20 protein-coding genes are annotated in these 21,024 nt (G+C 65.2%); 10 read left to right on the top strand and 10 right to left on the bottom strand.

The genetic code is table 11. The features are described from left to right. Positions 1–24: 24 nt before the first annotated feature. Both SAS01S_RS09790 and SAS01S_RS09785 read right to left on the bottom strand, forming a co-directional pair. Positions 25–318, bottom strand: coding sequence for a hypothetical protein (locus tag SAS01S_RS09790; protein WP_066807504.1), 294 nt, complete (start codon positions 316–318; stop codon positions 25–27). Continuing rightward, positions 315–497: a hypothetical protein gene (locus SAS01S_RS09785; protein WP_066807503.1), complete on the bottom strand. Its 183-nt coding sequence runs from the start codon at positions 495–497 to the stop codon at positions 315–317. The genes SAS01S_RS09790 and SAS01S_RS09785 overlap by 4 nt, the downstream gene beginning before the upstream one ends. Before the next feature lie 99 nt (positions 498–596). On the opposite strand from SAS01S_RS09785, the gene SAS01S_RS09780 reads away from it, so the two are divergent. After that, positions 597–1,223: a S24 family peptidase gene (locus SAS01S_RS09780; protein WP_066807502.1), complete on the top strand. Its 627-nt coding sequence runs from the start codon at positions 597–599 to the stop codon at positions 1,221–1,223. A gap of 12 nt (positions 1,224–1,235) precedes the next feature. On the opposite strand, the gene SAS01S_RS09775 is transcribed toward SAS01S_RS09780, so the two are convergent. Next, positions 1,236–1,418: a hypothetical protein gene (locus SAS01S_RS09775; RefSeq protein WP_066807501.1), complete on the bottom strand. Its 183-nt coding sequence runs from the start codon at positions 1,416–1,418 to the stop codon at positions 1,236–1,238. Positions 1,419–1,594: 176 nt separating this feature from the next. Between SAS01S_RS09775 and SAS01S_RS09770 the strand changes: the two genes are divergently transcribed. Then, the gene (locus SAS01S_RS09770) at positions 1,595–1,801 is read left to right on the top strand and encodes a hypothetical protein (RefSeq protein ID WP_066807500.1); all 207 of its coding nucleotides are present in this window, start codon (positions 1,595–1,597) and stop codon (positions 1,799–1,801) included. A 79-nt stretch (positions 1,802–1,880) separates the two neighbouring features. Beyond that, positions 1,881–3,656, top strand: coding sequence for an SLC13 family permease (locus tag SAS01S_RS09765; protein WP_066807499.1), 1,776 nt, complete (start codon positions 1,881–1,883; stop codon positions 3,654–3,656). A gap of 46 nt (positions 3,657–3,702) precedes the next feature. On the opposite strand, the gene SAS01S_RS09760 is transcribed toward SAS01S_RS09765, so the two are convergent. Next, a complete protein-coding gene (locus SAS01S_RS09760) occupies positions 3,703–5,127 on the bottom strand; it encodes an aldehyde dehydrogenase family protein (protein ID WP_066807498.1) in 1,425 nt (474 codons plus the stop codon). Between the two features lie 120 nt (positions 5,128–5,247). Between SAS01S_RS09760 and SAS01S_RS09755 the strand changes: the two genes are divergently transcribed. Beyond that, complete coding sequence (locus SAS01S_RS09755) at positions 5,248–6,222, top strand: quinone oxidoreductase family protein (RefSeq protein WP_066807497.1); 975 nt, start codon at positions 5,248–5,250, stop codon at positions 6,220–6,222. 6 nt (positions 6,223–6,228) lie between these two features. Here the strand turns inward: SAS01S_RS09755 and SAS01S_RS09750 are convergent, their stop codons facing one another. Further along, positions 6,229–7,008: a hypothetical protein gene (locus SAS01S_RS09750; RefSeq protein ID WP_066807496.1), complete on the bottom strand. Its 780-nt coding sequence runs from the start codon at positions 7,006–7,008 to the stop codon at positions 6,229–6,231. 217 nt (positions 7,009–7,225) lie between these two features. Between SAS01S_RS09750 and SAS01S_RS09745 the strand changes: the two genes are divergently transcribed. The 3 genes from SAS01S_RS09745 to SAS01S_RS09735 all read left to right on the top strand — a co-directional run bounded on the left by SAS01S_RS09745 (position 7,226) and on the right by SAS01S_RS09735 (position 11,472). Beyond that, positions 7,226–7,609 carry a BlaI/MecI/CopY family transcriptional regulator gene (locus tag SAS01S_RS09745; protein WP_066807495.1) on the top strand — a complete coding sequence of 128 codons (384 nt, stop codon included), beginning with the start codon at positions 7,226–7,228 and terminating at the stop codon, positions 7,607–7,609. A 2-nt stretch (positions 7,610–7,611) separates the two neighbouring features. Next, a complete protein-coding gene (locus SAS01S_RS09740; RefSeq protein ID WP_169804936.1) occupies positions 7,612–9,219 on the top strand; it encodes a M56 family metallopeptidase in 1,608 nt (535 codons plus the stop codon). A gap of 162 nt (positions 9,220–9,381) precedes the next feature. Then, positions 9,382–11,472: a TonB-dependent receptor plug domain-containing protein gene (locus tag SAS01S_RS09735; RefSeq protein WP_066807493.1), complete on the top strand. Its 2,091-nt coding sequence runs from the start codon at positions 9,382–9,384 to the stop codon at positions 11,470–11,472. Positions 11,473–11,872: 400 nt separating this feature from the next. Here SAS01S_RS09735 and glnA read toward each other — a convergent pair whose 3' ends face one another. The 3 genes from glnA to SAS01S_RS09720 form a co-directional block, all read right to left on the bottom strand. Beyond that, complete coding sequence (glnA, locus tag SAS01S_RS09730; RefSeq protein WP_066807492.1) at positions 11,873–13,285, bottom strand: type I glutamate--ammonia ligase; 1,413 nt, start codon at positions 13,283–13,285, stop codon at positions 11,873–11,875. 151 nt (positions 13,286–13,436) lie between these two features. Continuing rightward, on the bottom strand, positions 13,437–13,775 hold the full coding sequence (locus SAS01S_RS09725; protein ID WP_066807491.1) for a P-II family nitrogen regulator: 339 nt from the start codon (positions 13,773–13,775) through the stop codon (positions 13,437–13,439). A 129-nt stretch (positions 13,776–13,904) separates the two neighbouring features. Continuing rightward, a complete protein-coding gene (locus SAS01S_RS09720; RefSeq protein WP_066807490.1) occupies positions 13,905–14,411 on the bottom strand; it encodes a MarR family winged helix-turn-helix transcriptional regulator in 507 nt (168 codons plus the stop codon). An 83-nt stretch (positions 14,412–14,494) separates the two neighbouring features. Here SAS01S_RS09720 and SAS01S_RS09715 point away from each other — a divergent pair, with 83 nt between their 5' ends. After that, a complete protein-coding gene (locus SAS01S_RS09715) occupies positions 14,495–15,571 on the top strand; it encodes a S41 family peptidase (protein WP_066807489.1) in 1,077 nt (358 codons plus the stop codon). On the opposite strand, the gene SAS01S_RS09710 is transcribed toward SAS01S_RS09715, so the two are convergent. Next, positions 15,568–16,413, bottom strand: coding sequence for an alpha/beta fold hydrolase (locus SAS01S_RS09710; RefSeq protein WP_066807488.1), 846 nt, complete (start codon positions 16,411–16,413; stop codon positions 15,568–15,570). The two genes, SAS01S_RS09715 and SAS01S_RS09710, sit on opposite strands and share 4 nt — an antisense overlap. 119 nt (positions 16,414–16,532) lie before the next feature. Between SAS01S_RS09710 and SAS01S_RS09705 the strand changes: the two genes are divergently transcribed. Continuing rightward, on the top strand, positions 16,533–17,327 hold the full coding sequence (locus tag SAS01S_RS09705) for a helix-turn-helix domain-containing protein (protein WP_066807487.1): 795 nt from the start codon (positions 16,533–16,535) through the stop codon (positions 17,325–17,327). Between the two features lie 87 nt (positions 17,328–17,414). Here the strand turns inward: SAS01S_RS09705 and SAS01S_RS09700 are convergent, their stop codons facing one another. Further along, on the bottom strand, positions 17,415–19,583 hold the full coding sequence (locus SAS01S_RS09700; RefSeq protein ID WP_157082754.1) for a PQQ-dependent dehydrogenase, methanol/ethanol family: 2,169 nt from the start codon (positions 19,581–19,583) through the stop codon (positions 17,415–17,417). A 109-nt stretch (positions 19,584–19,692) separates the two neighbouring features. On the opposite strand from SAS01S_RS09700, the gene SAS01S_RS09695 reads away from it, so the two are divergent. Continuing rightward, positions 19,693–20,865: a sterol desaturase family protein gene (locus SAS01S_RS09695; RefSeq protein ID WP_066807485.1), complete on the top strand. Its 1,173-nt coding sequence runs from the start codon at positions 19,693–19,695 to the stop codon at positions 20,863–20,865. Positions 20,866–21,024: the final 159 nt, after the last annotated feature.

Raw genomic sequence — 21,024 nt, 5'->3', positions numbered from 1 at the left:
GAACGGGAGAGGAAGAGGGGAGCCCTAATTCTCTTCGACAAGCAGGAACTCGACGACGGCGACGCCGCTGCTGCGCTCGACCAGATCGGCGCTCGCGACAAAGTAGCCGCGGACACCGAGCTCCGCCTCGGCCAAGTCCGCCAGCCAGGTCTCGAACGCTTCGTCCTCATCCGCTTTGATCTCGACGGTCAGCCGCACGCCGCTGAATAGCGACGACGACCAATCGCGGCTGCGCACCAAAGATGCCGCCGCGTCCGGCACGGTTGCGGTAGCCGATTCGGTCACCGTCTTGATCAGATCGCGCTCGAGTCGGCTCATCGCGCGGCATCCTGCGCGGCGATGAAATCGACGATGCGTTGGGCGACGCGACGTCTGGGCTCGCGGCCGTTGCGCAGGTCGCCAACCAAACGGGGATCGTTACAGGCCAGCCGGCCGAACCGGGTCGGCGGCATGTTCGACCGTCGCAAAAACTTCTCCACCTCGCGTCCGATATGCATTTGTCTGGCCTCTATTTTTGCTGCCGATTCGCTATAAGTTCATGATCTGTTCCAAATTCCAACTTGTCTAGGAAATTTCCTACGGCTAAGGTGGCAAACATGGTTGACGTGCGATCGACGCTGGCGGGATTGGCTGACGAGGCGGGGACGAGCCTTGCCTGGCTGTCGCGCGCGCTGGGACGCAACGACGCTTATCTGCAGCAGTTCGTGAAGCGCGGAACGCCGCGGCGCCTCGATGAGAAGGATCGGCGCTGGCTCGCCGCCTATTTCAATGTGGACGAACGCGCATTGGGCGGAACTACCGGCGGCGACGCGACGATGGTCGCGGTGCGGCGGATCGACGCGGAGGCGCATGCCGGCGCCGGCGGGCTGGTCGAGGATGACCGCAATGGCGGGGAAGAACGAATCGACCCGCGCGTGGTGGCGCGGCTGGGCGTGTCGCCCGCGGCGCTGACGATGATCACCGCGCATGGCGATTCGATGGAGCCGCTGATCCATGATGGCGACGCTTTGTTCGTCGATATGGCCGACCGCCGCTTGTCGTCGCGTCCCGGCATCTTCGTGATCCGGTTGGACGATGCGTTGCTGGTGAAACGCGTCGCGCGGATCGGGCTGGAGATTCAGGTGACCAGCGACAATCCCGCTACTCCGCTCATCGCCCCGGTCCGCGCCGACCGCGTGGCGATCATCGGCCGCGTCGTGCGGCTGGCGCGGTCTCTACGGTAGGCGGAAAGTCAATTACTTGCGACGGTCGATCAGAAAGACGATCGTCGCGGCGATCGCGCCGCCGGCAATGCCCAGCATGATCCCCAGGCTGGTCTGGTGCAGGATGATTCCGACAACGGCGCCCCCGAACACGCCGAGCGCGAGCAGGCATCCGCCGGCGGCGGGAGCGGTCGATTGCGGCGGATTCGGTCTCATGCCCGCTGCCTGCCATGTTCCAGGATCGGACGCTAGTGTCCCCGCGTGGGACGCGTGGGGCAGGCGATCGCGCCATGGTGCACGGCGATTTACCACTGCCTCCCGCCGGTTTCCGTCGATCGCCTCGGGGTGGCACGGCCCTTGTACCGATCGGGTGCTGCCAGTCGGAGTATCGCATGCGCCTTTACCTCTCTGATCGCTCATCGGTGGACGCCGCGCAGGAACTGATGACAACCTTTGGGGACGATGCCGGGTTCGAGGCGGCAGCGCGCGCCGACAAGAGCCGTGACCTTGGCAACCACGTCAATTTCTGCCGCTGGCGCCAAATCGAGCGGCTGATCGTGCTGATGTCGCAGGCGCGCGCGGTGGGTACCGTCCACTAACTCATATCAGCTACATTCTGCGGGAGATTGTTTCGGGTTCGTTGGTTTCTGCTGTCAGAAACGCAGCAAACGAGGCCGGATGACCACGCCCCAATATCTATCGATCGCCCTCCTCGTTGCGATGATGGCGATGTTCGTCTGGGGCCGCTTCCGTTACGATATCACCGCGATGCTGGCCCTGCTCGCAGGCATCGCCCTCGGCATCGTCAAACCCAAAGAAGCGTTCACCGGTTTCTCCGACGACATCGTGATCATCGTCGGATCGGCGCTGGTAATTTCGGCGGCGGTGCAACGATCGGGCATGGTCGAGCGCGCGCTGAGCCTGATTGCCGGGCGCGTCACCCGGATCCGCACGCAATTGTTCGTGCTGACTGCCTCGGTCGGCGTCACGTCCGCGCTGGTCAAGAATGTCGGTGCGCTGGCGATGCTGATGCCAGCGGCGTTCCAGATGGCGAAGAAGAACAAGGCGTCGCCGTCGGTCTTCCTGATGCCGATGTCGTTCGCATCTCTGCTCGGCGGACTGATGACGTTGGTCGGTACCTCACCCAACATCATCGTCAGCCGGGTTCGGCAGGACATGGTCGGCCAGCCGTTCCGCATGTTCGACTATTTCCCGACCGGCTTTGGCCTGTTGGTGATCGGCCTGATCTTCCTGCGCTTCGGTTATCGGCTGTTGCCGCGCGACCGGCGCGGAGTGCCGACGATGGGAGAGGCGCTCGACATCAAGGATTATGTCACCGAGGTCACTATTGGCGAGGCCTCGCCGGCGATCGACGAGACGGTCGACCAGTTCACCGATCGTCACGATGGCGACGTCACCGTCACCAGCGTGATGCGCGCCGGGATGCGCAGCCAGCCGCGCCCCTGGATGACCTTGCGCGAAGGCGACACGCTGATTCTCGGCGGCGAGCCCGATGTGCTCGAACGCGTCATCGCCACCAACAAATTCGCGCTGGCCGGCTCCGAGCGTGATGTGCCCGCGGATCGCAAGGATGAGGAGATCGGCGTAATCGAGGCGGTGATCGCGACCAACTCGCCATTGATCGGCCGTACCGCCAGTCGGATGCAGTTGCAGCGGCGGCTCGGTATCAACTTGATTGCGGTGTCGCGCGAGGGCGAGCGGCTGACGCATCGGCTGGGCGGTACCGTGTTGCGCGCCGGCGACGTAGTCGTGCTGCAGGGGCCGCTCAGTCTGCTGCCGGAACGTTTGGCGGAACTCGGCGCGCTGCCGCTGGCCGAGCGTGCGCTCCGGCTGGGCAATTCGGGCAGAGGAGTGTTGCCGGTGGCGATCCTGGCGGTGGCGATGATCGCGACCGCGACCGGCTACGTTCCGGTTGCGGTCGCGTTCTTCGCCGCTGCGGCGTTGATCCTGGCGATCGGCGCGCTACCGCTGGCCGAGGCCTATGACAGCGTCGAATGGCCGATCCTGATCATGCTCGGCGCGCTGATCCCGGTCAGCGATACGCTCCGCACGACGGGGGCGTCGCAGATCCTGGCGACCTGGCTCGCGCATGTCGCCGCCAGCCTGCCGCCCTGGGGCGCGGTCGCGCTGATCCTGGTCGCGGCGATGGCGGTGACCCCGTTCCTCAACAATGCCGCGACGGTGCTGGTGATGGCGCCGATTGCCGCGGTGTTCGCCCACGATCTCGGCTATCGGCCGGAAGCGTTCCTGATCGCGACCGCGATGGGCGCGGGATGCGATTTCCTCACCCCGATCGGGCACCAGTGCAATACGTTGGTGTTCGGGCCGGGCGGGTACAAGTTCGGCGATTACGCCCGGCTGGGCGCGCCGTTGTCGCTGCTGGTGGTGTTGTTCGGTACGCCGCTCATCCTGATGGTCTGGCCGCTACACTGACTGCAGGAAAAAGCCCCTCTCCGATGGTGGAGAGGGGCTATGATGTTCAGGCTGGCTCGCCGACGATCGTCTTCAATTCCATGAAATCGGCGATGCCGTATTTGCCGCCCTCACGGCCGTTGCCCGATTGCTTGTAGCCGCCGAACGGCGTGCCGCCGCCGCCCGACCAGGCATTGATCGTCACAAGGCCGGCACGCAGCTTCGGCGCGACCTTGGCGGCTTCGGCAGGGTCGCCGGAGATCGTCGCCGACAGGCCGTACACAGTGTCGTTCGCCATTTCGATTGCGTCGTCGGCGTCCGTGTATTTCGTGATCGTCGCGACGGGACCGAACGTCTCTTCGCGATAGATGCGCATGTCGGGCGTGACGTCGGCCAGCAGGGTCGGCTTGACGAAGAAGCCGGCATTGCGGCCGTCCGGGCGTCCGGTGCCGCCCGTGACTAAAGTCGCGCCCTCGTCGATCGCCGATTGGATCAGGCCCTGGATCTTCTCATATTGCGCCTTGTTGACCACCGGGCCGATATGCGCGCCCATCGTCGACGCTTCGGCGACCTGGGTCGCTTCCATGATCCCCTTCACCACATCGGTGGCGTCGGCGACCTGGCTTTCATGGACCAGCAGGCGGGTCGGCGCGATGCAGCTTTGGCCGCTATTCGCCAGCACGCCGGCGATCGTCGGCGGCAGCACTTCGGGCAGATTGGCGCCCTTGAGCACCAGGTTCGGCGCCTTGCCGCCCAATTCCTGATGGACGCGCTTCACCGTCGGAGCGGCAGCCTGCGCCACCGCGATTCCGGCGCGAGTCGATCCGGTGAAGCTCACCATGTCGACATCCTTGTGGCTGGAGATCGCCGCGCCGACACCGGGGCCGTCGCCATTGACCAAGTTGAACACACCTGCCGGAACACCGGCCTTGTCGAGGATCTCGGCCAGGATCACGGCGTTACCCGGCGCTTCTTCGGATGGCTTGAGCACCATCGTGTCGCCGGCGGCTAGCGCGGGCGCGACCTTGGCGCAGATCTGGTTGAGCGGCCAATTCCACGGCGTGATCATACCAACCACGCCGACCGGTTCGTGAACGACGCGGTTCTTGCCGACGCGCTGTTCGAACTTGAACTCCTTCAGCGCGGCCAGCGTGCCCATGAAATAGCCCAGGCCGGCCGGCGCCTGCGCCATCTGCGCGAAGCCGATCGGCGCGCCCATTTCCTCGCTGGTCGCCGCCGCCAGATCGGGGATGCGCGCCTTATATTCCTCGATGATGCGTTCAAGCAGCGCGATGCGCTCGTCGACCGAAGTCTGCGAATAGCTCCTGAAGGCCTTCTTGGCCGCCGCGACCGCCTTGTCGACATCGGCAGCGGTGCCGAGCGTGATCTCGCTGACCGGCTGCTCGGTCGACGGATCGATCACTTCGTGGCGAGCGCCGCCCTCGCTATCGACCCACTGTCCGTCGATATAATGCTTCAGGTAGCTCTTCATCCTCGCCTCCACTTTTCAAATATCGGGTATGGTTGGCGCCTAGATGGCGCGCCGCGAGGTAGGTTGCAACCCGAAACGAGACTCCCCAGTTGAGGGCTCGTCGCAACGGGAGAACGGGACATGGCACGCGTCGCACGGATCGAAGAACATGGTGGGCCGGAAGTGATCCAATGGGTCGATGTCGACTTGCCCGATCCCGGTCCCGGCGAGGTGCGGATCCACTCGACCGCGGTCGGTCTCAACTTCGTCGAAGTCTACCAGCGTACCGGCCTTTATCCGCTCAAGCTGCCGAGCGGCCTCGGCACCGAGAGTGTCGGGGTGGTCGAGGCGCTGGGCGAGGGCGTCACCGATATCGCGGTTGGCGACCGCGTCGGCACGTTCGGTCCAACCATCGGCAGCTATGCCACGCACCGCAACCTGCCCGCCGAAAATCTGATCAAATTGCCCGATAGTATCGATGACCGCACCGCCGCGGCGATTCTGCTCAAGGGCGGCACCACCGAATTCCTGATCGAGCGCTGTGCTAAGGTGCAGGCCGGCTGGACCGTGCTGGTCCATGCGGCGGCGGGCGGGGTCGGCCATCTCGCGGTTGGCTGGCTCAAGGCGATCGGCGCGACCGTGATCGGCACCGTCGGCTCGCCCGACAAGGCCGAGCGCGCGCGCCGCGCCGGCGCCGACCATGTCATCCAGTATCGCGAGCATGACATCTCCGAGAGCGTGCGCGAGATCACGGAAGGCCGCGGCGTGGAGGTCTCGCTAGACGGCGTTGGCGCCGCGACTTGGGAAGCGTCGCTCAAATCGGTCATGCGGCGTGGGCTGATCGTCAGCTACGGCAATGCCAGCGGGCCGGTGACCGGTGTCGCGCTCAGCCAGCTCAACACCAACGGCTCGCTGTTCGTCACGCGGCCAACGATGTTCCATTATTATGCGACCAAGCCGGAGCGCGACGCGGGGTTCGCGCGCGTGTTCGAGATGCTGGCCAAGGGCGCGATCAACCCGGAGATCGGCCAGACCTTCGCGCTCGAGGATGCGGCCGAGGCGCACCGCCAGCTCGAAGCCGGCAAGACCGAGGGCGCGTCGGTGCTGCTGCCCTGATCGTCACTACTCGGGTGGCTGCGGCCCGCTTTCGCTCTTCTCGGTTTTGGCCGGCCTGAGCGTGAAGTCGATCCGGATCTTGACCCAGGCGCCGACCAGCACCTTGCCGCCGCGGCGCGGGGGACGGACGAGGAATTGCCACGCCGCCTCGCGCATCGCGCGGCCAAGGCCCGATCCGACCGGCGATTCGCCGAGCGACCGGCAATTGTCGACATGGAATTGGGGCATCGTCTGGCACGCGATCAATGCCCAGCTATTGGGCGGTGCGCCCTTGGGCAGATAGCCGTTGAGCTGCGCGTCGCTCGGCTCGCGATACCATTCGGCATTGTACAGCGGCTGACCGCCCGGACCTTCGCCTGGCCCATAAGCGAGCTTGCTGTCGGTGCCGGTCTCGGCGCCGTCGTTGCTGCTAGCGCTCGATTTCAACTTGCTGATGTCGCTGGCGCCGAGCGTGATCGGCAACACGCCGGGTAACGCTGCAGGCGGCGTCGGGACCTTGGGCGGCGTGACGACAGGCGGCATCGGCGGGATCGGTGTCGTCGCTCCCGAAGCGGGCTTGGCTGCCGCATGCGCCTTGGTGCGGTGTTCGGGAGCGGTTGCCGCTTCCTTCTCGGATGGCGCGAGGCTGAAGCTCGTCGCGCGTCGTGGCTCGGGTTTGGACCCCGGAATGAAATGCGGGCCGAACAGCACCAGCACCAGGATCAGCAGCGCTTCGACGATAAGCGCCAGCACGAACGAGACGGTGCGGCGGCGGTCGGGCAAAGCGAAGGGCAGGGACAGCCGCATTGGCGAGCCGCCTAGGAGCGCAAGTCTCTCGCGGCAACGGCTGATCGCTCGGTTCGTCGCATTCTGCGGTGCAGATCGAGTAATGAGGCAGCCGCAAGCGCCAGGCTGACGGGCGAAATGCCGATGCGCGGCGCCAGCGAGCGGATTCCCCGCGATTTTTCCGCTTGCAGCGGCGCTACAAATGTAGCACGCTACAAATGTAGCCAAGAGGTGAGTCATGCTTCCGCAATTGCCGCCACGCGAACGTCAGATCGTCGACCTGCTTTATCAGGGCGGATCGCGCACGGTGTCCGAGATTTGCAACGCGCTGCCCGATCCGCTGACCGGATCGGCCGTCCGTGCCATGCTCAAGCGGCTTGAAGACAAAGGGTTTGTGCGCCGCGAAGACAGCGAGCGAGGCTTCGTCTATTCGCCGACCGTTCCCGACAATCAGGCGCGGCGAACCGCGCTCAGCCAGATCGTGCGAACCTTTTTCAAGGGATCCCCGGTCAGCGCGGCCAGCGCCCTAGTCGGCATGGCCGAAGAACTCGACACGCAGGAACTCGACGAGCTCGAAGCGGCGATCGCGCGCGCTCGCCGGGCACGGGAGGGCGGGAAATGACGATGACCTTGCTCCTCCTCGCGCTGAAGTCGTTGTTGGTGGCGGCGGTCACGCTCGGCTTGCTGCGCCTGACCCGGACGCGGTCGGCCGCCGAGCGCTCGACCATCGCGCATCTCGGCCTGTTCGCGCTCGTCGCCTTGCCGCTCGCCAGCCTGGCGCTGCCGACGCTCAACCTGCCGCTGCCGGCGCCGATGGCGCGCATCGCCGCGATCGATCCGGTCGGGCGCGCGGAGCGTTCGCTCGCCGTGCGCGATCGGGAGGCGCCGACACCGGCCGCTTCCGCGTCCTCGGCGGCGCCCACATCTACGTCGGTTGGCACCGTGTCCGGCGCGGCTCGATACGCCTTCCTCCTTCCCACACTCGTCCTGCTCGCGATCACGCTCGCCGCTTTGCTGCGCTTGATCGGGTTGCGGGCCCGCGCCGAGGTGCTGGTCGATCCCGACTGGCTGAGCGCGCTTGCCCGCGCGCAACGGCGCATGGGGTTCAAGAACGGCACCGCCTTGCTCTGGAGCGACGAACTCGGTTCGCCGGTAAGCTGGGGCATGATGCGTCCGGTCATCCTGCTCAACAATGCCGCGGTGGCCGCGCCCGAACAGGCCGAGGCGATCATCGCGCACGAACTCGCGCATGTCGTCCATTTCGATTGGGCGAAGCTGATCCTGGCGAGGGTCGCCACCGCGACCTTCTGGTTCAATCCCCTGGCCTGGGTGCTGGCGCGTGAGGCTCACCAATTGCGCGAGGAGTCGGCCGATGACGCCGTACTCGCGGCCAATATCGCCGGTGTCGATTATGCCGAATTGCTGATCGGCGTCGCGCGCCATCAATGCCGCGGCGCCTTGCTCGGCGCGCATGGCGTCGCGCCGTCGAAAAGCTCGCTCGGCCGCCGTGTCCGACGCGTGCTCGACCAGAGCCCGGCCCGCGGGCCGTCCGGACGATCCTGGGTCGCGGGTTTCGCGACCGGCATGCTGAGCATGGCGGTGCCGCTCGCGGCGGTCACCTTTGTGCCGGGCCATAGCGCGCTCGCTACGATCCAGACGGTGCCGGCCGGGCCTCGTCCTGCCGCAGCGCTCTCTTCGGGCGCGGTACGTCGGGACTCCCCCGCTTCCGTTGTAAACGCCGGTTCGCGCCCCGCTGACCTCCCGGCGGGCTTGCCGCCAACCGCGGCGCCCGTGGCAGCCGTAACGGGCCAGGATCAGGCGTCGGGTAAGTCGGACGATGGTGACGAAGCCGACAATATGCGCGTGCTGGGCATCGGCGCCGACTATCAGCGTGCGATGGCGCAGGCGGGATTTCCCAATCTTTCGAGCGACGACCTGGCCGAAGCGCGGGCGGGCGGCGTCTCCCCGGAATATGCGCGCGACATGCGAGCGACCGGCATGCGCCTCAGCCTGGAAGAGGTGATCGAGGCGCGCAACATGGGTCTCAGCGCCGCCTATATCTCGGCGATGCGCCGGTTCGGGATCAAGGGCGATCTCGACGATTACCAGGGCATGCGGGTGGTCGGCGTCACTGCCGAGTTCGTCCCCAAGCTCAGATCGCGAGGCAACAACACCACCGATCCCGATGAGCTGACCTCGCTCAGAGCCGCAGGCGGCAACGGCGATCCCTGAGCCCTAGCGGCCAGCCCTTACCGCTAACCGACAATTCGTAACGCCCCCAAGGGCGACCGGCTCCTCGCGTCCAATTGCCCAGGCCTTCGCCCGCACCCCGCGGCGCGGACCGATGGCGCGCGTCCAGGCCGCATCGCCCGATCGAGATACAAGGAGTAGATCATGCCCGTTCACTTGCAGCGCGCCGTTGGGCTTCTGGCGCTGGCGACCGGCCTGTGTGCCCCGACCGCCGCCTTGGCCGGCCAGGACACGCCCTCCGCATCGACCGGCGCCGATATAGCCGCCAAGGATGCCAATGTCTTCACGCCGGATTTCTTCGCGCGCTTCGCCCCCCAGACCGCCTATGACATGCTGTCGCAGGTACCGGGCTTCACCATCCGCGCCGCCGACGATACCCGCGGGCTGGGCCAGGCGTCGGAGAACGTCCTGATCAATGGCCAGCGGGTGACCGACAAATCGGGCGGCGCGGCGGCGCAATTGCAACGGATATCGGCCGGCGAGGTGGTGCGTATCGAGGTCAGGGAAGCCGCGTCATTCGGAATCGCCGGCCTGACGGGCCAGGTCGCGAACGTGATCCTCAACACCAACCGTAAGGGCAGCGGTAATTTCAGCTGGAGCCCGCAAGTACGCGCGCATTATGCCGAGCCGCGCTGGTTCGCAGGGTCGATCAGCTATAACGGCTCGGCCGGCGATCTGGATTATACCTTGTCGTTGGAGAACAAGCCGTCACGCGGCGCGCTGGGCGGCAACGACTATCGCATTCTGTCGCCGACCGGCACGTTGCTCGAGCGCCGCGACCAGGTGAATTGGTCGAGCACCGACGACGCCAAACTGTCCGCGATCCTCAAATATAGTGGCAAGAGCGGGGTCCTCGCCAATCTGACCCTGAGCTACGATCCCTATTGGCAGCGCGGCGCCAACGATCAGCGCCGCATCCGCGCCGACGGCAACGACGCCATGTGGATCAGCCTCAATCACACTTGGGGCTTCCGCTACGACGTGAATGGCGACATCTCGGTGCCGCTGGGCGGTGGCCGGCTCAAGATCATCGGCCTGCGCCATTTCAAACATGCTCCCGCGCTGACCGATCAACGCACCGACTACGACAGCGGCGCACCGAGCGACGGCCTGCTCTATGGTCAGGACGCCAAGACCAGCGAGACGATCGGTCGGGTCGAATATCACTGGAAGGGCGGCCCGAACGACTGGACGATCTCGGTCGAGCGCGCCGACAATCGCTACAAACAGCTCAGCACGCTGGCCAATCTCCAGCCCGATGGCAGCTATCTCTCCATTCCCTATCCGCAAGGCAGCGGCATCGTCGCGGAGACACGCTACGAAGCGCTGGCCACATTGAGCCGGTCGCTATCGCCTAATCTCGATCTTCAGGTGGCCGGCGGTGCCGAATATTCGGAGCTCGGCGAACGCGGCAGCGGCGAAAAGCAGCGGGGTTTCTTTCGCCCAAAGGGGAGCCTATTGCTGGCTTGGCGCCCGGCGCGCGGCTGGGACGCCAGCCTCAAGTTCGAACGCAGGGTCGGCCAGATCAGCTTTTCGGACTTCCTTGCCAACCAGGACGTCACCAACGATCGCGGCAACGACGCCAACCCCAATCTCGTCCCGCCGCAAAGCTGGGAAGCGACCGCGGAAGTCGCGCGCACGTTCGGTCGCTGGGGCAAGACGCGGTTGAAGCTCTATCATTACCGGATCGAGGATATCGTCGATCATATCCCGGTCGGGATCGACGGCGATGCGGTGGGGAACCTACCTCGCGCGACGCGCACCGGCATCGAGAGCATCAGCACGATCCAATTCGATTCCGTAGGCTGGAAGGGCGCGAAGCTCGATGCCGATATCGGCATCGAACGTGCCCGCGTCCGCGACCCACTGACGGGAGCGCCGCGGGTGATCAGCAATACGCATGATCGCTGGGCCCAGCTGACCTTGCGGCACGACGTGCCCGGCACCCAATTCGCCTGGGGCGGCGGCCTGTCCTTCGATCATTACAGCCCGGTTTATTATCTCGACGAGGTCAACCAGCAATGGGAAGGCCCTTATGTCAGCGCCTTTGTCGAGTTCAAGAATGTGCGCGGGACGAAGATCAATTTCGAGGTGTTCAACCTCAATGACGGCCATGTCCGCTATTGGCGCGACGTCTATTCCGGCCGCCGCAACGTCGCGCCGCTGGCGTTTCTGGAGCGCCAGCACCAGAGGGTCGGGCCGATCTTTACGCTGACGATCAGTGGGACGTTCTGAGGGGCCCGGCCACCGCGATAGCGCGAGAGGTCATCATTGCCGTTGATCGGCATTCAACAGCGCCAATTCGTCATGCCGGGCTTGTCCCGGCATCCACCGGGCAACTGAACCTAAGCCTTGAGCCTCTTGTCTCGCGCTCGCGGCCCGGTGGACCCCGGCACAAGGCCGGGGTGACGATCGGGGGATATTCAAAACCCCCGGGGTGAAGAAGCGACCGACCCTCGAATGGCGACCGCTGAACATCGGTCCGTCCAATAAAAAAAGGGCGCCCGGATTGCTCCGGACGCCCCTTTTTTCGTGGTCTCGCCGCGGCGAAGCCGCGTCGTCGGTCCTCGCGAGCGAGGCCGGCCGACAGCGCCTATGCGAGCTTCGCTCGCACCAGCGCGGTCGTGGCCGCGCTTTACGCGCTGTAGTACATATCGAATTCGACCGGGCTCGGGGTCATTTCGAACCGCGCGACGTCGGCGCGCTTGATGTCGATATAGGCCTCGATCTGATCCTTCGAGAACACGTCGCCCTTGAGCAGGAAGTCCATATCGGCTTCCAGGCTGTCGAGCGCCTCGCGCAGCGACCCGCACACGGTCGGCACTTCGGCCAGCTCGGCCGGGGGCAGGTCGTACAGGTTCTTGTCCATCGCTTCGCCCGGGTGGAGCTTGTTCTGGATGCCGTCGAGGCCGGCCATGAACAATGCCGCATAAGCGAGGTACGGATTGGCCATCGCGTCGGGGAAACGGACCTCGACGCGCTTGGCCTTGGCGCCCGTGCCGTACGGGATGCGGCACGACGCCGAGCGGTTGCGCGACGAATAGGCGAGCAGCACCGGCGCTTCGTAACCCGGCACCAGCCGCTTGTAGCTGTTGGTGGTCGGGTTGGTGAACGCGTTCAGCGCCTTGGCGTGCTTGATGATGCCGCCGATGAAGTACAGGCACATGTCGGACAGGCCGGCGTAGCCGTTACCGGCGAACAGCGGCTCCTTGCCGTTCCAGATCGACAAATGGGTGTGCATGCCCGAGCCGTTATCTTCCTTGATCGGCTTGGGCATGAAGGTCGCCGACTTGCCATAGGCATGGGCGACCTGGTGAACGACATATTTGTAGATCTGCATGCGATCGGCAGTGGTGGTCAGCGTGCCGAAGGTGAGCCCGAGCTCGTGCTGCGACGCGGCCACTTCGTGGTGGTGCTTATCGCAGGGCAGGCCCATTTCGAGCATGGTCGAGACCATTTCGCCACGGATATCGACCGCGGAGTCGACCGGCGCGACGGGGAAGTAACCGCCCTTGGCGCGCGGACGGTGGCCGAGGTTGCCGCCTTCATATTCGCGGCCGGTATTGGTCGGCAGCTCGATATCGTCGATCTTGTAATAGGACGTCGCGTAGCTCGTTTCGAACTGCACGTTGTCGAACATGAAGAACTCGGCCTCGGGGCCGACATAGACGGTGTCGCCGATGCCCGTGGTCTTGAGATAGGCTTCGGCGCGCTTGGCGGTCGAGCGCGGATCGCGGGCATAGAGCTCGCCGGTCGACGGTTCGACGATGTCGCAGACCAGGATCAACATCGGCGTCGCCGAGAACGGATCGACATAGATGGCGTCGAGATCGGGCTTCAGGATCATGTCCGACTCGTTGATCGCCTTCCAGCCTTCGATCGACGATCCGTCGAACATGAAGCCGTCGGTCAGCTCGTCCTCACCGACCACCGTAGAGACCATGGTCAAATGCTGCCACTTGCCCTTGGGGTCGGTGAAGCGGAGGTCGACCCACTCGATCTCCTCGTCCTTGATCTTCTTCAGAACGTCACTGGCTGTCGTCGCCATAACCCCAGACCCTTTCTCTTTCAGTCGTGAATCCGGCGAACCGGAGAATCATGTTGCTTGTGCGTAAGCCCTGCTGTCACATTATGCTGCAGCGCGTCAAATGTAGTAGTTGCTCAAGTTGGGCGTCGGCCATCTTTCTTCAGGTCGCCGCCTAGATTGCAGCCTCATCGCGCTCGCCGGTGCGGATGCGGAGCACCGTCTCGACCGGCATGACGAAGATCTTGCCGTCGCCGATACGGCCGGTCTGCGCGGCCTGCGCGATCGCCTCGACCACGCGCTCGGCCATCGCATCCTCGACCACCACTTCGAGCTTCACCTTGGGCAGGAAGTCGACGACATATTCGGCGCCGCGATAGAGTTCGGTATGCCCCTTCTGGCGGCCAAAGCCCTTGGCCTCGGTCACGGTGATGCCGCTGACACCGACTTCGTGCAACGCCTCCTTCACCTCGTCCAGCTTGAACGGCTTGATGATCGCTTCGATCTTCTTCACGCGGAATTGTCCCCCGTCTCTCGCCCTATGGGTTGATTGCACTCCAGCCTTACATGAAGCGTGCCAGAACTCGCGCGCGAGGGCATGGCCGAGCGAGAGCCGGTATCGGTTCTAGCAAATGCCTCGAAATTAGGCAGCCCTGTTTCGACTGCCCGTTGGCGCGGCACGGCCGCTGCGCGCCGACGCCAGTCGATCGGCGAACGGCCTGGCCTCCAGCGCGGCATTGGCGCGGTTGATCACTTCCACCAGCACGCCGCCGGTTTCGGTATCGAGTGCCGCGGTGGCGGCGCGCGCGGCATGCCAATGATCCTCCAGCCGGGGGAGCAGCGCAGTGCCCGCGCGGGTGAGGGCGACGATCCGCTGGCGCGCATCCTCCTCGCCACGCGTCACCGCGACCAGCCCGGCGGCGGCCATTTGCGACACCGTCTGGCTGACCGCCGAATGCGACACGCCGAGCCGGTCGGCGAGCGCGCGAATGCCTTGGGGTCCGTCGGCGACCAGCGCGCGGACTACCGGCGTGTAGCGCGGGCGGAAATTGATCCCGTCCTCGCGATATGCCTGTTCCAGCGCGCCGTCGAGATGATCGATCAGCCGCCGAAGCGCGGTGCCGAAACTGGCGGCGGTATGCGTGGTCATACCCATTCCCTAGTCACTTTACACTCGCCTGGCAAAATGTATAAGCGCTTACGCTTACAAGTGTAGTCGAAAGGATTGAGGGAATGGATCGGCGCATATTCCTGGGACTATCGGCAGCCGCAGTCGTCACGATCGGCGGCGGCAGCGCCATCGCTTTGGACGGGCCGGCCGCGGCCGCCAGCGATCCCGCGCTCGCGCTCGCGCAGCTGCTCGAGACCGGATATGTCCTCCCCGATATCGGCAAGCGCTACGCCGCGATGTTGCGGCAAAAGGCCGCGGCCGGTGCCTATAAGGACATCGCCGACCCAGCCGAGCTCGGCCAGCGACTGACCGCCGATTTGTTGGCGGTGTCGCCCGACCGCCATCTGCGCGTTCTGCCCGCGGCGATGCTCGGTCCCAATGATCGGCCGCAGCCGCGACCGGCGGACCGGGCCAACCCCAAGCCTCCCGGCGCGCCACCTCGCGTGCCGGCGGGACCGCGGCCGCCCCGCCGCGCGCCGATCGAGGATGCCGGTTGGATAGCGAAAGACGTCGCCTATATCCGCTTCACCGAATTTCCCGACGATCCCGACACCGCGACGCTGTGCGACCGCTTCATGCGCGAGCACGCCTCGGCCAAGGCGGTGATCGTGGATTGCCGCTACAATGGCGGTGGCGGGGTCGTGCAGATGAACGCGATCCTGCCCTATCTCTTCGCCAAGCCGGCGGTGCTGGTGCAGATGGAAATGGTCGAGTCGATCGCCAAGGCGCGCGGCAATCCCTTCGCCGAGGATGCTTTCATGCGCCCGGCGAAAGGTGCGGCGCCCGGGATTGTCCGCACCGAACATTATGTCGTGCCCAAGACCGACGAGACGCGGTTGTTCGGCGCCAAGGTCTTCTACCTGACCTCGGCTCGGACCGCTTCCGCCGCCGAGCACCTCGCCTTGGCTTTCAAGCATACCAGTCGCGCGACGCTGATCGGCGAGACGACCGCGGGCGCCAATCATTTCGGCGGATTCGAACCGATCGGCGGCGGGCTGACGGTATTCCTGCCGGTCGGCCGGACGATCGATCCGGCGACCGGCAAGGATTGGGAAGGGACCGGGATCGTCCCCGACGTAGCAGTGCCGTCGATGCTCGCATTGCAGGAAGCGCTCAAGCGCGCGGGGGCGATCTCTTAGCCGCGGACGAACGCGGCGATATCCGCCGACAGCCGGTCGCTTCGCGTCAGCGGCAAAGCATGCGAGGCGCCATCATACACCAGCAGCTGGCTGCCCGGGATCATCGCGTGCGCCAGCTCGGCGCTCTTCTCCAGCGGGCAGCTCTGGTCGGCGCTGCCATGGACGATCAACGTGGGGCAAGTGAACGCCGCCATGTCGGTGCGGACGTCGGCGTTGATGTTGGTGCGCGTGTGCTCGATCGCCGCGTGCAAGGTCGCGCGGAGCACCAGCCCGGTGCCCCAGGCGACCAGATGCGGCGACACCTGTTCGGGCGCGAAGAACGGTTCGGCCATCGCTGCGACATAGGCGGGGCGGTCGGCCATCATCATGGTGACCTGCGCGGCGAGCGGCTCGGTGCGGCTGGCCGGATCGGGAAACAGACCCGGCGCGGTGCCTGCGACCAGGATCGCCCCGGCCACCCGTGCGGCGCCATGGCGCGAGAGATAGCGTGCGACCTGGCAAGCGGCCATCGAATGCGCGACCAACGTGACCCGTTCGAGCCCGAGACGCTCGATCACCGTGGCGAGATCGTCGGCCAGGCCGTCCAGGTCATGGCCGGCGCTCGCCGGCGATGACCGGCCGCACCCGCGCTGGTCATAGGCGATGCAGCGATGTCCCTGACGGGCCAGGTCGGCGGTCTGGCGCTCCCAGAATTCGGTGTTCATCGCCCAGCCGTGGACAAACAACAGGGTCGGGCCGTCGCCAATATCCTCATAGTAAAGCTGCTCGCCATCGGGGGTGGGGATAAGGCCGCGGCTCGGGCGGAGGGCCTGGCGGGGAGCAAGGTCGGTGATCGCGTACATGGCTGTTCTCCTTGGGGTTAGTGCCGCCATGATGCGGATTGCCGCAGCCGAACCAATTACCTGACAGGTAATGGCGCGTCGTCGCACGGCGGCTAGTATGGTCGCTGAAAGGATAGCTTATGGTGCAGATGTCGGGTGAGGTGGGGGCAATGCTGCGCGACTGGCGCGCGCGCCGGCGGGTGAGCCAGCTCGACCTCGCGCTCGATGCCGATGTCTCGCCGCGCCACCTGAGCTTCGTCGAGACTGGCCGCGCGCGTCCCAGCCGCGAACTGTTGTTGCGCTTGTCCGAGCAACTCGACGTGCCGCGCCGGGACCAGAATACGCTGCTACTGGCGGCGGGGTTCGCACCGGCTTTCCCCGAACGCGACCTCACCGATCCGGCGCTCGACGCGGTACGCGCGGCGCTCGAAACGGTGCTGACCGCGCACGAGCCTTTCCCCGCGCTGATCGTCGATCGTCACATGACGATGATCTCGGCCAATCGCGCGCTGGCACCGTTGATCGAGGGCGTCGATCCGGCCTTGCTTGAACCGCCAGTCAACGTGCTGCGGCTGACGCTCCACCCCGATGGCGTGTCGAAGAATATCGTCAATCTCGCCGAATGGCGGGGCTTCCTGTTGCGGGCGCTCGATCGCGAGATCGCGCAGAGCGGCGACACGACGCTAATCGCGTTGCGCGAAGAGATGGAGCTTTATCCAAAAGGTCCCGCGTCGGATGTCCCCCCGCGCAATTTTGCCGGGGTCGCGGTGCCGTTCCGCTTCCAGCGCGGCGATCGCATCCTGTCCTTCTACAGCGCGCGGACCGTGTTCGGATCGCCGATCGACCTGACGCTCGACGACCTTGCGTTGGAAACGTTCCTGCCGGCTGACGCCCAAACGGCTGAGGCGATGCGCGAGCTTTGTCCGCCAAAATAGTGCTCCTGCGCACGCAGGAGCCCAGGGTCGCAGGCGACGTCGCTTTTGGCCCTGGGTTCCCGCTTTCGCGGGAACACTGAAGGGGCTCTAAGGCTTCCCCGCCGCTCCCTGCGGCAAATTCTTCTTCGCCCAGTTCGCCTCGTCGATCACATAGAGCCGGATCAATTGCGCCTGTTCCGGGCTCATCACCTTGGCGAAGCTGACCATGCCGTTCTTCGCCAGCGCGCCGTCGATCAGGATCGACTTCCACGCATCGGCATTGGCCAGCGCGCCCGAGCGTTGCAGATCGGGCAGCACGCCGCCGCCACCTGCGCTGGCCCCATGGCAGACCTGGCAATAGCGGCCGAACAATTGCAACCCGGCGGCGATCTGGTCGGGTCGCGCGGTCGATGGTGGCGGGCTGAACGGACCGGCGGGGAGCGCGACCCGCGTCGGCAATTGCGCCGTCCCGCCCAGCTTGAATACCAGCAAGCGCGGGAGACTGGGCACGTTCTTCGCCGCACCGATCGCATAGCCGATAGACAAGGGCAGGGCGCCGCCACGCCCGGTCAGCACCGCGACATATTGCTGCCCCTTGACGGTGAAGGTCGCCGCGCCCGCCATGATCCCCGATTGCGTCGGATAGGCCCAGAGCTGCTTGCCGCTATCCGCCGCATAAGCGCGGAACTCGCCGAGCGCAGTGCCCTGGAACACCAGATTGCCCGCGGTGGTCATCGTGCCGCCGTTCCACGGGGTCGGATAATCGACTCGCCAGCGCTCCTTGTTGGCGACGGGATCCCACGCCACCAGCGCGCCGGTCGCGCCGGCAGTGATCGCGCCGATGGTCTTGGCATCGCGCGGGTACATCCCCGCCGACATATTGGTGCCGACGTTGAAGCCGATCGGCTCGCGCGTGCCGCCGGCGGCATCGGGCGGAATGTAAGCAAGCCCGACCTGCTCCTGCGCGGGCACATAGACGAGGCCCGTCTTGGGGTTGAAGCTCATCGGCTGCCAATTGTGCGCGGCGAGCGCCGACGGCACCGCGAGGAACGGCTTGCCGGTCTTGTAGAAACGCGCGTCGGGATTCTCGTTGGGCCGCCCGGTCTTGAGGTCGTAGCTGTCGGCCCAATTGACCGACTTGATGAACTTCCCCGCGTTGATCAGCTTGCCGTTGGTCCGGTCGACGACGAAGAAGAACCCGTTCTTCGGCGCCTGCATCAGTACCTTGCGCTTCTGGCCGTTCATATTGAGGTCGGCAAGGATGATCGGCTGGGTCGCGGTGAAGTCCCAGCTCTCCGCCGGCGTCTCCTGATAATGCCACAGATATTCGCCGGTATCGGGCTTGAGGGCGACGATCGACGACAGGAACAGATTGTCGCCCTGACCTTCCGATCGCAGTCCGTGATTCCAGGGGGATCCGTTGCCGACGCCGAGATAGAGCTGGTCGAGCTCGGGATCGTAGATGATCGAATCCCACACCGTGCCGCCGCCGCCCGATTGCTTCCACTGGCCGTTCGCCGACCAGGTCGCGTTTGCCGCTTTGGACAGGACCGCGTCGGACGCCTCGCTATCGGCGGCGAGCGTGGGGTTGGGCACTGTGTAGAAGCGCCAGCGCTTGGCGCCGGTATCGGCGTCATAGGCGGTGACATAGCCGCGCACGCCGAATTCGGCGCCGCCATTGCCGATGATCACCATGCCCTTCACCACGCGCGGCACGCCGGTGATCGTATAGGGTTTGGAATTGTCGGTGGTCTGGACGCTCCACAGCGGCTTACCGGTCGGCGCGTCGATCGCGATCAGCCGGCCGTCGAGCGTGCCGAGATAGAGCTTGCCTTTCCACGCCGCGACGCCGCGATTGACGACGTCGCAGCACGCCTGGACGCCCTTGGTCTTGTCGACGCCGGGATCGTAGTCCCACAATTTCTTGCCGGAGAGGGCGTCGTACGCGAACAGCTTCGACCATGGCCCGGTGACGTAGATCGTGCCGTCGATCACCACTGGCGTGGATTCCTGACCGCGCGCGTCGGGCAAATCGGCATACCAGGACAGGCCGAGCGATCCGACATTGCCGGCGTTGATCTGGGTCAGCGGGCTATAGCGCTGCTCGTTGTAATTGAACCCGGTCATCGCCCAGTCGGCGCCGGAGCCGCCGCTGGTCAGATAGGCGGAGTCGATCTTCGCGGCGCCCACCGCGCCCGACGGCGCCGGCGAATTGTCGCTCGACGATCCGCATCCGGCCAGCACGGCCGCTCCCAGCAACACGATCCAGCTCCGCATGTCGTTCCCCTCCACCATACTCTTTCTTCGAAGAGTCGCTGGCAGTCGATAGCGCGGCGGGGGGCTGCGTGGTAGAGGGTGCTTAACCGTATCGGGATAGGGGACACCGATGGCCAATCCACTCGACCATTTGCGCGACGAGCTAGAAGCGCCCGTTGCGATCCGCAAGTTCGGCAGCGGCTGGTATTCGGGCTTCTTTGCGCTTGTCCTGGCGATCGCCGGCTTCGGCCTCGTTGTTGCGTTGCGCTGGCCGGGCTGGTTCGCGACGCCCGAGCTCCAGACGGTCGAGAAAACTTTGTGGTTCCGCCCGGTCGTCCATTCCGTCCTGATTTCGAGCTACGCGCTGGCGTTACTCAGCCTGATGCTGCGTACGAAGAAGGCGATCGGCTTTACCGCGCTGGCGATCGGCATTGCCGCAGCGCTGCTCGGCGGCGCCAACGTATCCCCGCGCGAGACGCACGATTGGGGCATATTCTTCGGGGTCGACTTCTTCGTGGTGAACCTGATCGCCGCGGGGCTGATGTTCGCGCCGATCGAGCGATTCTGGCCGCACAATAGGGACCAGCGCCTGTTCCGCACCGAATGGCGCGAGGATCTATTCTATTATCTGCTGAGCTCGATGCTCGTGCAGGTCTTCACCTATCTCGCATTGGCGCCGTCGAGCATCATCAACGCCAACACCGTGTCGCTTGCCGGCATTCGTGCGGCGATCGGCGGCCAACCCTGGGTTTTGCAGTTCGTCGAGGCGATGCTGCTGACCGACTTCGTCCAATATTGGTTCCATCGCGCGTTCCACCGCGTGCCGTTCCTGTGGGGATTCCACGCGGTCCACCATTCGGCCAAAGCGATGGACTGGCTGGCCGGCGCGCGCATGCATTTCGTCGAGATCATCCTGCTGCGCAGCGTGACCTCGTTGCCGCTGCTGACCTTCGGCTTCCTGCCTTCGGTGATGCAGGCCTATGTCGCCTTGGTGTACATTTATTCGGGACTGGTCCACGCCAATCTGAAGGGCGATTTCGACCGCTTCGGCCATTTCATGGTGACGCCGCGCTTCCACCATTGGCACCACGGCCTCGAGGCCGAAGCGGTCGACGTCAATTTCGCGATCCACTTTCCGCTCTGGGACAAATTGTTCGGCACGTTCCACTTGCCGGCGGGTCGCTGGCCGCAAGGCTACGGCATCCCCGAGAAGATGCCGCGGGGTTATTGGAGGCAGCTCGCCTATCCGTTCGTGCGCAGCCAGAAAGCGATCGACGCGGGGAAGGCGGAGGCGGGGCACTGACGCTTAAGGATCGGTTCGAGTTAACCTGCCGTTGAAATCCTACTTCTCGTCACCCCGGCCTTGTGCCCGTTCGAGCTTTGGCTTGCCCCCGGCAAGCCAAGATCGTGTCTGGGGGACACGATCTCGCTCGAACGCCACCGGGCGGCAAATCCGGGAAGA

It is taken from the genome of Sphingomonas asaccharolytica NBRC 15499, assembly GCF_001598355.1.
GTDB classification, from domain to species: Bacteria; Pseudomonadota; Alphaproteobacteria; order Sphingomonadales; family Sphingomonadaceae; genus Sphingomonas; species Sphingomonas asaccharolytica.
The sequence above is the reverse complement of the archived record's forward strand: the minus strand, read 5'-3'. Positions and strand labels throughout refer to the sequence as shown.

Coding starts and splice junctions, on each gene's coding strand:
- SAS01S_RS09790 (WP_066807504.1), bottom strand. CDS start 318: ATGAGCCGACTCGAGCGCGATCTGATCAAGACGGTGACCGAATCGGCT.
- SAS01S_RS09785 (WP_066807503.1), bottom strand. CDS start 497: ATGCATATCGGACGCGAGGTGGAGAAGTTTTTGCGACGGTCGAACATG.
- SAS01S_RS09780 (WP_066807502.1), top strand. CDS start 597: ATGGTTGACGTGCGATCGACGCTGGCGGGATTGGCTGACGAGGCGGGG.
- SAS01S_RS09775 (WP_066807501.1), bottom strand. CDS start 1,418: ATGAGACCGAATCCGCCGCAATCGACCGCTCCCGCCGCCGGCGGATGC.
- SAS01S_RS09770 (WP_066807500.1), top strand. CDS start 1,595: ATGCGCCTTTACCTCTCTGATCGCTCATCGGTGGACGCCGCGCAGGAA.
- SAS01S_RS09765 (WP_066807499.1), top strand. CDS start 1,881: ATGACCACGCCCCAATATCTATCGATCGCCCTCCTCGTTGCGATGATG.
- SAS01S_RS09760 (WP_066807498.1), bottom strand. CDS start 5,127: ATGAAGAGCTACCTGAAGCATTATATCGACGGACAGTGGGTCGATAGC.
- SAS01S_RS09755 (WP_066807497.1), top strand. CDS start 5,248: ATGGCACGCGTCGCACGGATCGAAGAACATGGTGGGCCGGAAGTGATC.
- SAS01S_RS09750 (WP_066807496.1), bottom strand. CDS start 7,008: ATGCGGCTGTCCCTGCCCTTCGCTTTGCCCGACCGCCGCCGCACCGTC.
- SAS01S_RS09745 (WP_066807495.1), top strand. CDS start 7,226: ATGCTTCCGCAATTGCCGCCACGCGAACGTCAGATCGTCGACCTGCTT.
- SAS01S_RS09740 (WP_169804936.1), top strand. CDS start 7,612: ATGACCTTGCTCCTCCTCGCGCTGAAGTCGTTGTTGGTGGCGGCGGTC.
- SAS01S_RS09735 (WP_066807493.1), top strand. CDS start 9,382: ATGCCCGTTCACTTGCAGCGCGCCGTTGGGCTTCTGGCGCTGGCGACC.
- glnA (WP_066807492.1), bottom strand. CDS start 13,285: ATGGCGACGACAGCCAGTGACGTTCTGAAGAAGATCAAGGACGAGGAG.
- SAS01S_RS09720 (WP_066807490.1), bottom strand. CDS start 14,411: ATGACCACGCATACCGCCGCCAGTTTCGGCACCGCGCTTCGGCGGCTG.
- SAS01S_RS09715 (WP_066807489.1), top strand. CDS start 14,495: ATGGATCGGCGCATATTCCTGGGACTATCGGCAGCCGCAGTCGTCACG.
- SAS01S_RS09710 (WP_066807488.1), bottom strand. CDS start 16,413: ATGTACGCGATCACCGACCTTGCTCCCCGCCAGGCCCTCCGCCCGAGC.
- SAS01S_RS09705 (WP_066807487.1), top strand. CDS start 16,533: ATGGTGCAGATGTCGGGTGAGGTGGGGGCAATGCTGCGCGACTGGCGC.
- SAS01S_RS09700 (WP_157082754.1), bottom strand. CDS start 19,583: ATGCGGAGCTGGATCGTGTTGCTGGGAGCGGCCGTGCTGGCCGGATGC.
- SAS01S_RS09695 (WP_066807485.1), top strand. CDS start 19,693: ATGGCCAATCCACTCGACCATTTGCGCGACGAGCTAGAAGCGCCCGTT.